This window comes from Vibrio atypicus (assembly GCF_009811315.1).
Classification (GTDB): domain Bacteria; phylum Pseudomonadota; class Gammaproteobacteria; order Enterobacterales; family Vibrionaceae; genus Vibrio; species Vibrio atypicus.
Map to the genome: position 1 here is coordinate 56,271 of NZ_BLID01000012.1, position 13,841 is coordinate 70,111.

The following is a 13,841-nucleotide window of genomic DNA, read 5'->3' on the forward strand; positions in this document are numbered from 1 at the left end:
TTAGGTAAAATCAGTAATGCAATTCTCTAAGTTTGGTGAAAAATTCAATCAGTACTCCGGTATCACACAATTAATGGATGATTTAAATGATGGCCTCCGCACCCCTGGTGCCATCATGCTCGGTGGTGGTAATCCAGCCGCGATTCCAGCTATGCTCGATTACTTTCGTCAAACTAGTGAAGAGATGCTCGCCAATGGAGAACTCGTGGCCGCCATGGCGAACTACGATGGTCCTCAAGGCAAAAATACATTCGTAAAAGCACTCGCTCAACTACTGAAAGAGACCTATGGCTGGAACATCAGCGAAAAAAATATTAGCTTAACCAACGGCAGCCAAAGTGGTTTCTTTTACCTATTTAATTTATTAGCAGGTAAGCAGCCTGATGGTTCACACAAAAAGATTCTACTGCCTCTAGCACCTGAATATATTGGCTACGGTGATGCGGGTATCGATGAGGATATCTTCGTTTCTTATCACCCTGAAATCGAAATGCTCGACAACGGCTTGTTTAAATACCATGTCGATTTTGAGCAACTAAAAGTGGATGACTCTGTCGCTGCAATCTGTGCTTCACGCCCGACTAACCCAACTGGCAACGTTTTAACTGATGAAGAAATTCAAAAGCTCGATAAATTAGCGCGTGAAAACAACATTCCGCTGATCATCGATAATGCCTATGGCTTACCTTTCCCAAATATTATTTTTGAAGACGTACAGCCATTCTGGAATGAAAACACCATTCTATGTATGAGCTTGTCCAAGTTAGGCTTACCAGGCGTACGCTGCGGTATTGTGATTGCGAGTGAAGAGATCACCCAGGCGATGACCAATATGAATGGCATTATCAGTTTAGCTCCGGGAAGCTTAGGGCCTGCGATTGCCAATCGTATGATTGAGAAAGGCGATCTGCTAAAACTAAGTTCAAATGTCATCAAACCTTTCTATCAGCAAAAATCTCAGAGAGCGGTAGAGTTACTGCAAAATGAGATTACCGATCCTCGCTTTCGTATCCATAAGCCGGAAGGTGCCATCTTCTTATGGCTATGGTTTGACGAACTGCCAATCACAACCATGGAGCTGTATAAGCGCCTTAAAGCTCGTGGCGTGTTGATTGTACCAGGCGAATACTTCTTTATTGGCCAAGAAGATGACTGGGACCATGCTCATCAGTGTCTGCGTATGAACTATGTTCAAGAGGATGAGATGATGCAGAAAGGCATTAAGATCATTGCTGAGGAAGTTGAGAAGGCATACCAACAAGGTTAATACCAAGTTATGACCTGAATTGCGATTGCTTTCCAAGTCGCTAGAGCAAGATTCGCTACTAGGGATAAGCTCTAGCGCAATGTCTGCGCATACTTACCACAATCGCTACACATCCTACAAAGCTAGATACAAAAAAAGAGCACCGCCTTTTCAAGGTAAGGGTGCTCTTTCACTCTTCTTCCCGACTATACTCAGCTAGTTAAAGCTGATGACAATTAGCCTTCGATTAGGTTATTGCCATTAATCGCAATCTTACGTGGCTGCATCGCTTCTGGAATTTCACGCTCTAGGTCAATGTGTAATAGACCGTTTTCCATACTTGCACCCACTACTTTTACGTAGTCTGCTAGCTGGAATTTACGTTCGAAATCGCGCTCTGCGATACCTTGGTATACGTAGGTTTTTTCAGCTTCTGTTTTACGCTCACCCTTTACGATCAGCATATTTTCTTTTTGAGTCAGATCGAGTTGGCCTTCAGCAAAGCCAGCAACTGCCATCGTAATACGGTAGTTGTTCTCATCTTTTTGCTCGATGTTATACGGAGGGTAACCGCCAGAAGTGTTCTTCGAGGTGTTTGCTTCCATCATGTTGAATAGACGATCGAAGCCAATTGCGTTGCGGTAAAGTGGAGTGAAATCTACAGTTCTCATAATGCTATCCTTTTAGTAAGCAATAGTCTTAGTCGTGAGTTTGCACGGATCGATCTTATATTCGAACGTGAACGACTAAGGGACTCATTTGCTACTCCTCTGGCTGCCTCTGTTAGGCTATATGCGCGGGGACATAGAAACGAATCAAGTTCAATTGTGTGTTGCTATCGTCATCCTCTCTTGAGCGATGCGAAGCCAACAAGTCCAGAGGTCTGTTTCTTCTCTCTTGAGCAAGACAGCTTTCCTCTTCACAAATAGATATGTGGTTGGAGCAAATTAGTTTCAAGGGATCGAATTAAAAAATTTTCTATACGCTTCTAGAGATCCCCAACTCGGTCGTTCCTCCCTCTTGAGGATGACGCTCCGGACAATTGAAAAATAATGAAAACATCGGAAACAAAAAAGGACCACCATTTCGGGTAGTCCTTTAAAAATTTAGTTTTTTGAGACGAAGCTATTTCGTTTTAGTTCAAGGAGGAGGCGCGGAGCATACGAAGGTATGTGAGCACCTCTGACACAGAAATTAAGCGAAAGAGCAAAGTATCAAAGATACTAAACGTCTAGGTTAGCGACTTTCAGTGCATTCTCTTCGATGAAGTTACGACGAGGTTCTACTTGGTCACCCATTAGTGTCGTGAACAGTTGGTCAGCACCTACTGCATCTTCGATCGTTACTTGCATCATGCGGCGCGTTTCTGGGTCCATCGTAGTTTCCCAAAGCTGATCTGGGTTCATCTCACCTAGACCTTTGTAGCGCTGTAGGCTTAGACCACGACGTGACTCTTTAATTAGCCACTCTAGTGCTTCAACAAAGCTCGATACAGGCTGAGTACGTTCACCACGCTTGATGTAAGCGCCGTCTTCAACTAGGCCGTCTAATGCTTCAGAAAGAGACGCAAGTTTGCTGTACTCTTTAGAGTTAATTAGATCGATGCTTAGAGCAAAATCGTGTGTTACACCGTGTGTACGTACGATGATCTTAGGTAGATTTAGACCTAGCTCAGCGTGCTGTTCAACTTCGAAGCTGTATTGGCTTGCGCCCACTTCTTTCGCATTTAGCTGTTTCACTAACTGCTCAGTCCAAGATTCAACCGCTGCTGCATCATGACACTGCTCAGCCGTTAGGCGTGGCGTGTAAATGAACTCGTGCACTAGAGCGCGTGGGTAACGGCGGCTCATACGATCCATCAGCTTGATGCCCGCGTTGTATTGCTGAACAAGCTTCTCTAATGCTTCACCAGATAGAGCTGGCGCTTCAGGGTTAACATGAAGAGCTGCGTTATCTAATGCCAATGCTACTTGGTATTGGTTCATTGCATCTTCATCTTTGATGTACTGCTCTTGTTTGCCTTTCTTCACTTTGTAAAGCGGTGGCTGAGCGATGTACACGTAGCCACGCTCAATAAGCTCTGGCATTTGACGGTAGAAGAAGGTCAATAGTAGCGTACGGATGTGCGAACCATCGACGTCGGCATCGGTCATGATGATGATGTTGTGGTAACGCAGTTTGTCTGGGTTGTATTCGTCGCGACCGATACCACAGCCGAGTGCTGTGATTAACGTTGCAACTTCTTGTGAAGAAAGCATCTTGTCGAAACGTGCTTTTTCAACGTTAAGAATCTTACCTTTAAGCGGTAGGATTGCTTGGTTCTTACGGTTACGGCCTTGTTTTGCGGAGCCGCCTGCCGAATCACCCTCCACTATGTATAGTTCAGAGAGTGCAGGATCTTTTTCCTGACAGTCAGCTAGCTTGCCTGGTAGACCCGCTAAATCTAGCGCGCCTTTACGACGAGTCATTTCACGAGCTTTACGCGCTGCTTCACGAGCACGTGCTGCGTCGATGATTTTAGAACAAACCATCTTCGCTTCTGTTGGGTTTTCCACTAGGAACTCAGACAGTTTCTCACCCATTGCCGATTCAACTGCAGATTTCACTTCTGATGAAACCAGCTTGTCTTTGGTTTGGCTTGAGAACTTAGGGTCTGGCACTTTTACAGAGACAACCGCAGTTAGACCTTCGCGCGCATCATCACCAGACGTAGCTGTTTTCGCTTTCTTAGAAAAACCTTCTTTATCCATGAAAGTATTCAGAGTACGTGTTAGTGCTGCACGGAAGCCCGCTAAGTGAGTACCACCATCGCGCTGAGGAATGTTGTTGGTGAAACAGTAGATGTTTTCTTGGAAGCCGTCGTTCCACTGCATTGCCACTTCAACAGAAATACCATCTTCACGCTCATAATCGAAGTGGAAAATTTTCTCAATGATTGGTGTTTTGTTAGTGTTTAGGTGATCAACGAATGCTTGAATACCACCTTCAAACATAAAGTGATCGCTCTTGTCTTCTTCACGCTCATCTTTCAGCATGATAGAAACACCAGAGTTTAGGAATGATAATTCGCGTAGACGCTTCGCTAAAATATCGTAGTGGAATTCAGTGTTTGAGAATGTCTCACCACTTGGCCAGAAACGGATTTGCGTACCGGTTTTATCCGTATCACCGACAACTGCTAGTGGTGCTTGAGGCTCACCATGATGGTAAGTCTGAGTATGGATATGACCACCACGATGAATCGTTAGTGTCACTTTTTCAGACAGTGCGTTTACCACAGAGACACCAACACCGTGAAGACCGCCCGATACCTTGTATGAGTTGTCATCGAACTTACCACCAGCGTGAAGTACCGTCATGATAACTTCTGCTGCTGATACTTTCTCTTCTGGGTGCATTTCCGTTGGAATACCACGGCCGTCATCGCTCACAGAAACTGAGTTATCCTCATGAATTGTCACAATGATGTCTTTACAGTGACCTGCCAACGCTTCATCAATTGAGTTATCCACCACCTCAAAAACCATGTGGTGCAGACCGGTACCATCATCCGTGTCGCCGATGTACATACCAGGACGCTTACGTACGGCGTCCAGACCTTTTAGTACTTTAATACTCGATGAATCGTAATTTTCAGACATGAGTTATCTTCCGCTATATATTTTGTTCTATTGTGCCATGTTCCACATGGAACATCTTGCCATTTTCATCGACCATGTCGGCTATCTGGCTGTCAGTAATAGAACTTACAAAAACTTGAGCCCCCGTCTCTTTCAAGCAATCTGCAAGACGCTTGCGACGTTGGCTATCTAATTCCGATGCAAAGTCATCAATTAAGTAAATACACTGTTTGCCCGTCATCTCTGTCAGATGTTGTCCCTGCGCAACACGCAATGCACACACCATCAATTTAAGCTGACCACGTGACAGAACATCCTCTACAGGCGTGCCATTTACTTTGATTTTTAAGTCGGCTTTGTTGGGTCCACTAAAGGTGTACCCCAAGGCCTGATCCCGTTCAAAATTCTTCTCGAGAATTTCTTGGTAAGGTGTTTCTTTATCCCAGCCCCGATAGTACTTGAGCTGGATATCAAACTCGGGCAAAAAAGTCTGACATATTTGTTCTGCTTTGGACTTCATCTGTTCAACATAAACAGAGCGCCAAAGACTGATATTCTCCGCCAGTCGAGCCATCTCTTGATCCCAATAACTGAGTTCGCGATAACTACGAGCGGTTTTAAGCAGCGCATTACGCTGTTTGTTCAAGCGTTTAAATCGGCCCCATGCATCATAAAATGCTGACTCGGTATGAAAGACTCCCCAGTCGATAAATGCACGGCGATGTTTTGGTCCATCTGTCAGTAAATCAAACCCTTCAGGATGAATTAACTGTAGCGGTAACACTTGTGCCAACTGAGCCAACTTTTGCCCAGATTGACCGCCTATTTTAACCTCTGTTGAGCCATCACGCTGCTTATTAATGCCAATTGGTAGCTCAAATTGATCCGAGTTCAAAAAACGCCCATGAACAAACAGTTCGTTATGGTCATTTTGGATCACTCGCCCCGTCAGAGAACTCTTAAACGAGCGGCCATGCCCTAACAAATAGATCGCTTCTAGAACGCTCGTTTTGCCACTTCCGTTAGGACCAATAAGAAAGTTAAAGCCTGCTGATAGTTCAATATCACAGGCTTTAATGTTTCGAAATTGCTGAATAATAAGACGAGAAAGCGGCATGCTAGAGTCGAATTGGCATCACCACATACATGGCACTGTCATCATCGGCATTCTCGATTAATGCACTCGCATTGGCATCCGACATTGAGATTCGAACTTTTTCACAACGCAATGTATTAAGAACATCCAAGACGTAGCTAACGTTAAAACCAATCTCAATTGGCTCGCCTTCAAAGCTAACGTCTAGCATCTCTTCCGCTTCTTCTTGCTCAGGGTTGTTCGCGGTGATACGCATTTCAGTATCAGCTAAATTCACCCGTACACCACGGAATTTTTCATTCGACAAGATAGCTGCGCGTGAAAACGCCTGACGCAATTCATCACAACCAGTCTCTAGCGTTTTAGTGGTACTTTGCGGCATTACGCGGCGATAATCTGGAAAACGACCGTCAACAAGCTTAGAAGTGAAGACAAAGTTGTTCACTTCTGCACGTACATTGGAACTGCCAATCTGTAGAGTCACCGGTTGCTCTGGAGCATCCATCAGCTTAACCAGTTCAAGCACACCTTTACGCGGTACAATGATCTGCTGCTGAGCAAAATCGGCACCTAACTGAGTTTGAGATACCGCCATACGGTGACCATCGGTTGCCACACTGCGCAGAGTTGTCCCTTCAATCTCAAACAACATACCGTTGAGATAGTAACGTACGTCTTGGTTGGCCATCGAGAATTGTGTCTTCTCAACCAAGCCGCGTAATTCAGCTTGAGTTAGAGAGATTTCAACTTCGCTCTGCCAATCTTCAATATTTGGAAACTCATTTGCCGGCAATGTCGATAGTGAAAATCGGCTACGACCAGAACGAACTTGAACGCGATCGCCTTCTAATACAAAGGTAATCACTGAATCATCTGGCAGACCACGGCAGATATCTAAGAATTTACGTGAGGGTACAGTAATACTACCCGCTTCAAAATCCCCTTCTAACGTCACTCGACTGATCAGTTCCACTTCAAGATCGGTTGCCGTCATAGACAGCACATTATCTTCTACTTTTAGCAGTAGGTTACCAAGGATAGGTAAAGTTGGACGACCACCTAAAGCACCCGACACTTGTTGAAGAGGCTTAATTAAATGGCTACGTTCAATGGAAAATTTCATAGGACGCTCTTATCAGATTTCTTTTTGCTTATACAAAGAGTAATGGTCAGGTGCAATTACCTCAATACTTGAGGCGTTAGGATACTGCGAATTAAGAAGAAAGGGTACGAATCAAGTTCGAGTAATCTTCTTTAATGTCATGACTCTCTTCGCGTAGCTGCTCTATCTTACGACAAGCATGTAGAACCGTTGTATGGTCACGGCCACCAAACGCATCACCAATTTCAGGTAAGCTGTGGTTAGTTAGCTCTTTAGCCAAGGCCATAGCAAGTTGGCGTGGGCGAGCAACCGAACGTGAACGACGCTTAGACAGCAGATCTGCCACTTTAATCTTGTAGTATTCCGCGACTGTCTTTTGAATATTGTCGATGGTCACGAGCTTTTCTTGCAGAGCCAGTAGATCACGAAGCGCTTCACGAACAAAATCAATCGTAATAGGACGGCCGGTGAAGTTGGCATTGGCAATAACGCGATTTAGTGCACCTTCGAGTTCACGAACATTCGAGCGTAGACGCTTAGCAATAAAGAATGCCACTTCATCCGCAAGGTGAATTTGGTGATCTTCAGCTTTCTTCATCAAGATCGCAACGCGCGTCTCTAGCTCAGGAGGCTCGATCGCAACCGTTAGACCCCAACCAAAGCGAGATTTTAAACGATCTTCTACACCGCTGATCTCTTTCGGATAACGGTCAGACGTCAAAATGATCTGCTGATTGCCTTCAAGTAACGCATTAAAGGTATGGAAGAACTCTTCTTGCGAACGCTCTTTATTAGCAAAGAATTGAATGTCATCGATAAGCAATGCGTCAACGCTACGATAGTAACGTTTGAACTCTTCAATCGCGTTGTTCTGCAGCGCTTTCACCATATCTTGCACGAAACGCTCTGAGTGCATGTACACCACTTTCGCGTTTGGCTTGTTATCCACAATGGCATTGCCGACTGCGTGCAATAGGTGAGTTTTGCCTAAGCCCGTACCGCCATATAAAAACAGAGGGTTATAAGCAGAGCCTGGATTATCAGAGACTTGACGCGCTGCTGCCAAACCGAGTTGGTTCGATTTACCTTCAACGAAGTTAGTAAACTTATGCTTAGGGTTCACATTTGAACGGTGATTGATGTCCGCGATCGCCTCTGCGTCATCATCCCATGTTTTATGCACAGGCTTACGAGCTTGCAACTGCGCTGGCGCTGATGATTCAGCGGCGATGTCAGCTGGAGTCCGCTTTGGCTTTGGTGCAACCGCAGGACGACTGCCAATTTCAAAATGCAGGCTCGGAATATCGTTTCCACAATATTCTTTTAATAAACGGTTGATGCTATTGAGATACTTATCACGCACCCAATCAAGCACAAAGCGATTTGGGGCAAATAAAGTGAGAGTATTGTCATTGAGCTCCGCTTGTAGACCACGGATCCAAGTATTGAACTCAGTTGCGGTAAGCTCTTCTTGTAATTGTTGCTGGCATTGCAACCAAAGCGAAGATGACACGGTGCCCCCACTCGAAGTAATTGATCGGAAAAGATTGGCAATTTTACCTGTTGATAACCAAGATCGCCAGCAATTGATCGTCGTTCCAGTGAATAAGATCTAAGTTATTCACAATATTTTCGAGATTATTGGTTGGATCCCCACACTCTGCCCCACTATTACTCACACATTGATCCACAAATGAGCAAATATACTAAGATCGTCATTCTGGTGATAACTCTGTGTATGAAACTTTTTTGTAGCACCCAATTTACCCTGATTTGGATCGTTATTCACCGACTTCAAACATGACAAATGTATGCCATCAAATTTAACCTTATTACTCTAATATCTAGGTTATCGCACTTGGTTATTTCTCTAATTAAGTGAACTAACAGTAATATTTATCCCCATAATTATATGGAGTTGTACTATGAAAACCTGGATTAAAGCTGCCGTTGCAGCAATCGCACTATCTGCCGCAACCGTTCAAGCTGCGACTGAGGTCAAAGTTGGCATGTCTGGACGCTATTTTCCGTTCACTTTTGTTAAGCAAGACCAGCTACAAGGTTTTGAAGTGGATTTATGGGATGAGATCGGCAAACGTAATGATTATAAAGTTGAATACGTTACGGCGAATTTCTCTGGCCTATTTGGTTTACTAGAAACAGGTCGCATTGATACGATTTCTAACCAGATCACAATGACGGACGCACGTAAGGCGAAGTACCTATTTGCTGACCCATACGTTGTTGACGGTGCTCAAATTACCGTTCGTAAAGGCAATGACGCGATTCAAGGTGTTGAAGATCTTGAGGGTAAAACAGTTGCAGTTAACCTAGGTTCTAATTTCGAGCAACTGCTTCGTAATTACGATAAAGCAGGCAAGATCAACATTAAAACTTACGATACAGGTATCGAGCATGATGTGGCTTTAGGTCGTGCTGATGCGTTTGTGATGGATCGTCTATCTGCTTTAGAGTTAATCAAAAAGACGGGTCTGCCACTTCAACTAGCAGGACAACCGTTCGAGACCATCGAAAACGCATGGCCATTTGTTAACAATGACAACGGTAAAAAACTGCAAGCTGAAGTGAACCAAGCACTTGCAGCAATGCGCGCCGATGGCACGCTTGAGAAAATCTCGCAAAAATGGTTTGGTGCTGACATCACTCAGTAATCCAACTTAGTTTTCTACCTAACTTATTCAGGTAGAGCTTTAACCCACTGCTTTCCTTCCTTTGCAGTGGGTTTTGCTTTTCTATGTCGTTATACATTTAGGACAAATTATGGGATTTGATTTTAACTACATGCTGGAGTTGATGCCGATACTACTCAAGTATCTGGGAACAACCATGGAAATGGCCACATGGGGTCTGGTCTTTTCACTGATTTTGTCAGTCATCTTAGCCAATATCCGTGTATTTAAAGTGCCGGTATTGGATCAACTTAGCCAACTGTACATTAGCTTCTTTCGTGGTACTCCACTTTTAGTGCAGTTGTTCCTACTCTACTATGGCCTACCGCAAGTTTTCCCTTGGTTAGTAGGGCTAGACGCATTCAGCGCGGCGGTCATTGGTTTAACGCTCCACTTTGCCGCTTACATGGCAGAGAGTATCCGCGCAGCCATTATTGGTATTGATCGCAGCCAAATGGAAGCCAGTCTATCTGTCGGCATGACAACCACTCAAGCTATGCGTCGAGTGATCCTGCCGCAAGCAACTCGCGTCGCTCTACCTTCACTAATGAACTACTTCATTGACATGATCAAATCGACGTCGCTTGCCTTTACGCTGGGCGTAGCTGAAATCATGGCCAAAGCGCAAATGGAAGCATCATCAAGCTTCCGATTCTTTGAAGCATTCTTAGCTGTAGCACTTATCTACTGGGGTGTGGTTGTGATCCTAACTCGAGTACAGATTTGGGCAGAAGCGAAACTGAATAAGGCGTATGTACGATGATCAAACTAGATAATATTAATAAGCGCTTTGGCGAGACAGAGGTCTTAAAAGGTATCAACCTAGAGATCAAACAAGGCGAAATCATCGTGATTATTGGCTCAAGTGGTACAGGTAAATCGACCTTACTTCGTACAGTCAACTTCCTAGAAAGTGCAGATAAAGGCACGATTACTATTGATGATGTCAGCGTCGATAGTGAAAAACATAGCAAAGCTGAAGTGCTTGCTCTGCGCCGTAAGACCGGTTTTGTCTTTCAAAACTACGCACTTTTCGCTCATATGACCGCTTTGCAAAATATTGCTGAAGGGCTGATCACGGTGAGAGGATGGAAGAAATCCGACGCACTGAAGCGTGCTCAACAGATTCTTGATGATATTGGCTTAAGTGACAAAGGCCAAAGTTATCCAGCGGCATTGTCTGGGGGCCAACAGCAGCGTGTCGGTATTGGTCGCGCGATGGCACTACAGCCAGAATTACTGCTTTTCGATGAGCCGACTTCAGCTCTTGATCCTGAATGGGTAGGAGAAGTTCTTAATCTAATGAAGGACTTAGCGACAAAACACCAGACAATGCTGGTGGTTACTCACGAAATGCAATTTGCTAGAGAGGTCGCGGATCGCGTGATCTTTATGGCGGAAGGCAACATTGTCGAGCAAGGTTCTCCACAGGATATCTTTGGTAATCCACAAGATCCTCGCTTACAAAAATTCCTTCGACAAGTCGGTGCAGAGTAAAGATCACAAAAGAGGATCGTTTGATCCTTGAGATTTTGCTCACACTACGTATAATCGCCCGGCCGGAATTTAGCAGTTGCACAATGATTGACACTTTGTGTGACTGTGATTACAATTCCGCCTCTTTGTTGAGAGGCGTCGGTTTGTCCTCTTTATATATAAAGAAGACCTATATGCCCACGCCGGGTTAACATTGACCTAAAACTACTGATCAGTAAAGGTAATAATCATGAAACGCACTTTTCAACCTTCAGTTCTAAAGCGCAAGCGTACTCACGGTTTCCGTGCACGTATGGCTACAAAGAACGGTCGTGCAACAATCAACGCACGTCGCGCTAAAGGCCGTAAGCGTCTTTCTAAGTAATCTTCGATTATTTTGAATACGTACGCGTTCAATCGGGAGTTACGTTTGTTAACTCCCGAGCATTATCAAAATGTCTTCCAGCAAGCTCATCGAGCTGGCTCACCTCATTTCACCATCATTGCTCGTAAAAATAGTCTACCTCACCCTCGACTAGGTCTAGCCGTTCCAAAGAAACAGATTAAAACCGCTGTTGGTCGCAATCGTTTTAAACGTCTGGCTCGTGAAAGCTTTCGTAACAATCAACATCAACTTGCACACAAAGATTATGTTGTTATTGCTAAGAAAAGCGCGCAAGATTTAAGCAATGACGAAATTTTCAAATTGTTTGATAAATTATGGCAGCGCCTGTCTCGCCCCTCTCGCGGATAGCGATCGGTTTAGTCCGACTTTATAAAGGCTTTATAAGTCCACTTCTTGGACCTCGTTGTCGTTTTTCTCCAACCTGCTCTACTTATGCCATAGAAGCGTTGAAAGCTCACGGTTTTGTAAAAGGGTGTTGGTTATCAAGCAAACGTCTATTAAAATGCAACCCTTTAAATAGCAAGGGTTGGACTTACGACCCCGTTCCACCAGTCCAAAAACAAGACAGAGACAATTAACGATGGATTCTCAACGTAATATCCTGTTAATCGCGCTAGCACTGGTTTCTTTCCTATTGTTCCAACAATGGCAAGTTGCAAAGAACCCTACGCCTCAGCCGGTTGAGCAGGCTCAATCAAGCAGTACTCTACCTGCACCATCATTTGCTGACGAGCTAGATCCAGCTCCTGCGCAGCAATCTTCGGCCAAAACGATTACCGTGACCACAGATGCATTGACTCTATCGATTGATACGGTTGGTGGTGATGTGATTCATGCTGATCTAAACCAATACTCGGCGGAACTAGACTCAGCTGACTCTTTCGTTCTTCTTAAGAATGAACCTGGTCACCAGTTTATTGCTCAAAGTGGCCTAGTCGGTCCTCAAGGCATTGACTTAAGCAGCACAAATCGCCCAGCTTACTCTGTTTCTGCAGACAGCTTTACCCTAGCTGATGGTCAAGATGAACTTCGCGTTCCAATGACATTTGCAGCAAACGGCCTAGAGTACACTAAGACATTTGTTCTTAAACGTGGTAGCTACGCTGTTGACGTTGAATACGATATTGTCAATAAATCAGGTAACAACGCGACATTTGGTATGTACGCTCACCTACGTCAAAACCTATTAGACGCTGGTGGTAGCATTACAATGCCAACATATCGTGGTGGTGCATACTCAACAGAAGATACTCGTTACAAGAAGTACAGCTTCGAAGATATGCAAGATCGCAACTTGTCTCTAAACCTTCCTGATGGTCAAGGTTGGGCTGCGATGATCCAACACTACTTCGCTTCTGCGTGGATCCCACGTAACGAGCCAGGTACAAATGTTTACACACGTGTTATCGGCAACCTAGGCGATATCGGTGTGCGCATGCCAAACAAAACTATTGCTGATGGCGATAGCGCTCAATACAAAGCGACACTATGGGTAGGTCCAAAACTTCAAGACCAAATGGCTGAAGTAGCACCAAACCTAGACCTAGTAGTGGATTACGGCTGGTTATGGTTCATTGCGAAACCACTTCACTCACTGCTTTCATTCATCCAAAGCTTCGTGGGTAACTGGGGTGTGGCAATCATCTGTCTAACCTTCATCGTTCGTGGTGCTATGTACCCACTAACTAAAGCGCAATACACCTCTATGGCAAAAATGCGCATGCTTCAGCCTAAGCTACAAGCAATGCGTGAGCGTATCGGCGATGACCGTCAACGCATGAGCCAAGAGATGATGGAACTGTACAAGAAAGAGAAAGTGAACCCACTTGGTGGCTGTTTACCTCTTATCCTACAGATGCCAATTTTCATCGCGCTATACTGGGCACTAATGGAATCGGTTGAGCTTCGTCACTCACCATTCTTCGGTTGGATTCATGACCTTTCGGCGCAAGACCCTTACTACATCTTGCCACTACTGATGGGTGCTTCAATGTTCCTAATCCAGAAGATGAGCCCAACGACAGTAACGGATCCAATGCAGCAGAAGATCATGACCTTTATGCCGGTTATGTTTACATTCTTCTTCTTGTTCTTCCCGTCAGGTTTGGTTCTTTACTGGCTAGTATCGAACATCGTGACACTTATCCAGCAAACGCTAATTTACAAAGCACTGGAGAAGAAAGGCTTACATACTAAATCGTAAGT

General features: G+C 44.6%; 13 protein-coding genes. 8 read left to right on the plus strand and 5 right to left on the minus strand.

Annotation, left to right across the window (positions count from 1 at the left end):
* Positions 1 to 16: 16 nt before the first annotated feature.
* A complete protein-coding gene (locus GVO60_RS19980) occupies positions 17 to 1,267 on the plus strand; it encodes a valine--pyruvate transaminase (RefSeq protein ID WP_159657236.1) in 1,251 nt (416 codons plus the stop codon).
* A gap of 215 nt (positions 1,268 to 1,482) precedes the next feature.
* Here the strand turns inward: GVO60_RS19980 and GVO60_RS19985 are convergent, their stop codons facing one another.
* The 5 genes from GVO60_RS19985 to dnaA form a co-directional block, all read right to left on the minus strand.
* Positions 1,483 to 1,917 (minus strand): Hsp20 family protein, encoded by a 435-nt coding sequence (locus GVO60_RS19985; RefSeq protein ID WP_159657238.1) that lies wholly within the window; start codon positions 1,915 to 1,917, stop codon positions 1,483 to 1,485.
* A 552-nt stretch (positions 1,918 to 2,469) separates the two neighbouring features.
* Positions 2,470 to 4,887 carry a DNA topoisomerase (ATP-hydrolyzing) subunit B gene (gene gyrB, locus GVO60_RS19990; RefSeq protein WP_159657239.1) on the minus strand — a complete coding sequence of 806 codons (2,418 nt, stop codon included), beginning with the start codon at positions 4,885 to 4,887 and terminating at the stop codon, positions 2,470 to 2,472.
* A gap of 13 nt (positions 4,888 to 4,900) precedes the next feature.
* Positions 4,901 to 5,983 carry a DNA replication/repair protein RecF gene (recF, locus tag GVO60_RS19995; protein ID WP_159657241.1) on the minus strand — a complete coding sequence of 361 codons (1,083 nt, stop codon included), beginning with the start codon at positions 5,981 to 5,983 and terminating at the stop codon, positions 4,901 to 4,903.
* 1 nt (position 5,984) lies between these two features.
* On the minus strand, positions 5,985 to 7,085 hold the full coding sequence (dnaN, locus tag GVO60_RS20000) for a DNA polymerase III subunit beta (RefSeq protein WP_159657243.1): 1,101 nt from the start codon (positions 7,083 to 7,085) through the stop codon (positions 5,985 to 5,987).
* 91 nt (positions 7,086 to 7,176) lie between these two features.
* Complete coding sequence (dnaA, locus tag GVO60_RS20005; protein WP_159657245.1) at positions 7,177 to 8,577, minus strand: chromosomal replication initiator protein DnaA; 1,401 nt, start codon at positions 8,575 to 8,577, stop codon at positions 7,177 to 7,179.
* A gap of 412 nt (positions 8,578 to 8,989) precedes the next feature.
* Here dnaA and GVO60_RS20010 point away from each other — a divergent pair, with 412 nt between their 5' ends.
* The 7 genes from GVO60_RS20010 (at position 8,990) to yidC (ending at position 13,839) form a co-directional block, all read left to right on the plus strand.
* The gene (locus tag GVO60_RS20010; protein WP_159657247.1) at positions 8,990 to 9,736 is read left to right on the plus strand and encodes an amino acid ABC transporter substrate-binding protein; all 747 of its coding nucleotides are present in this window, start codon (positions 8,990 to 8,992) and stop codon (positions 9,734 to 9,736) included.
* A 109-nt stretch (positions 9,737 to 9,845) separates the two neighbouring features.
* Positions 9,846 to 10,517 (plus strand): amino acid ABC transporter permease, encoded by a 672-nt coding sequence (locus tag GVO60_RS20015; protein WP_159657249.1) that lies wholly within the window; start codon positions 9,846 to 9,848, stop codon positions 10,515 to 10,517.
* Complete coding sequence (locus GVO60_RS20020; RefSeq protein ID WP_159657251.1) at positions 10,514 to 11,251, plus strand: amino acid ABC transporter ATP-binding protein; 738 nt, start codon at positions 10,514 to 10,516, stop codon at positions 11,249 to 11,251. Before GVO60_RS20015 ends, GVO60_RS20020 begins: the two co-directional genes overlap by 4 nt.
* 229 nt (positions 11,252 to 11,480) lie before the next feature.
* Positions 11,481 to 11,615 (plus strand): 50S ribosomal protein L34, encoded by a 135-nt coding sequence (rpmH, locus tag GVO60_RS20025; RefSeq protein ID WP_004411068.1) that lies wholly within the window; start codon positions 11,481 to 11,483, stop codon positions 11,613 to 11,615.
* 45 nt (positions 11,616 to 11,660) lie between these two features.
* Entirely contained in the window at positions 11,661 to 11,984 is a 324-nt protein-coding gene (gene rnpA, locus GVO60_RS20030; protein WP_263971954.1) for a ribonuclease P protein component, read from the plus strand.
* Positions 11,951 to 12,214 (plus strand): membrane protein insertion efficiency factor YidD, encoded by a 264-nt coding sequence (gene yidD, locus GVO60_RS20035; protein WP_159657255.1) that lies wholly within the window; start codon positions 11,951 to 11,953, stop codon positions 12,212 to 12,214. The genes rnpA and yidD overlap by 34 nt, the downstream gene beginning before the upstream one ends.
* A gap of 2 nt (positions 12,215 to 12,216) precedes the next feature.
* Complete coding sequence (gene yidC, locus GVO60_RS20040) at positions 12,217 to 13,839, plus strand: membrane protein insertase YidC (protein WP_159657257.1); 1,623 nt, start codon at positions 12,217 to 12,219, stop codon at positions 13,837 to 13,839.
* The last annotated feature ends 2 nt before the right edge of the window (positions 13,840 to 13,841 follow it).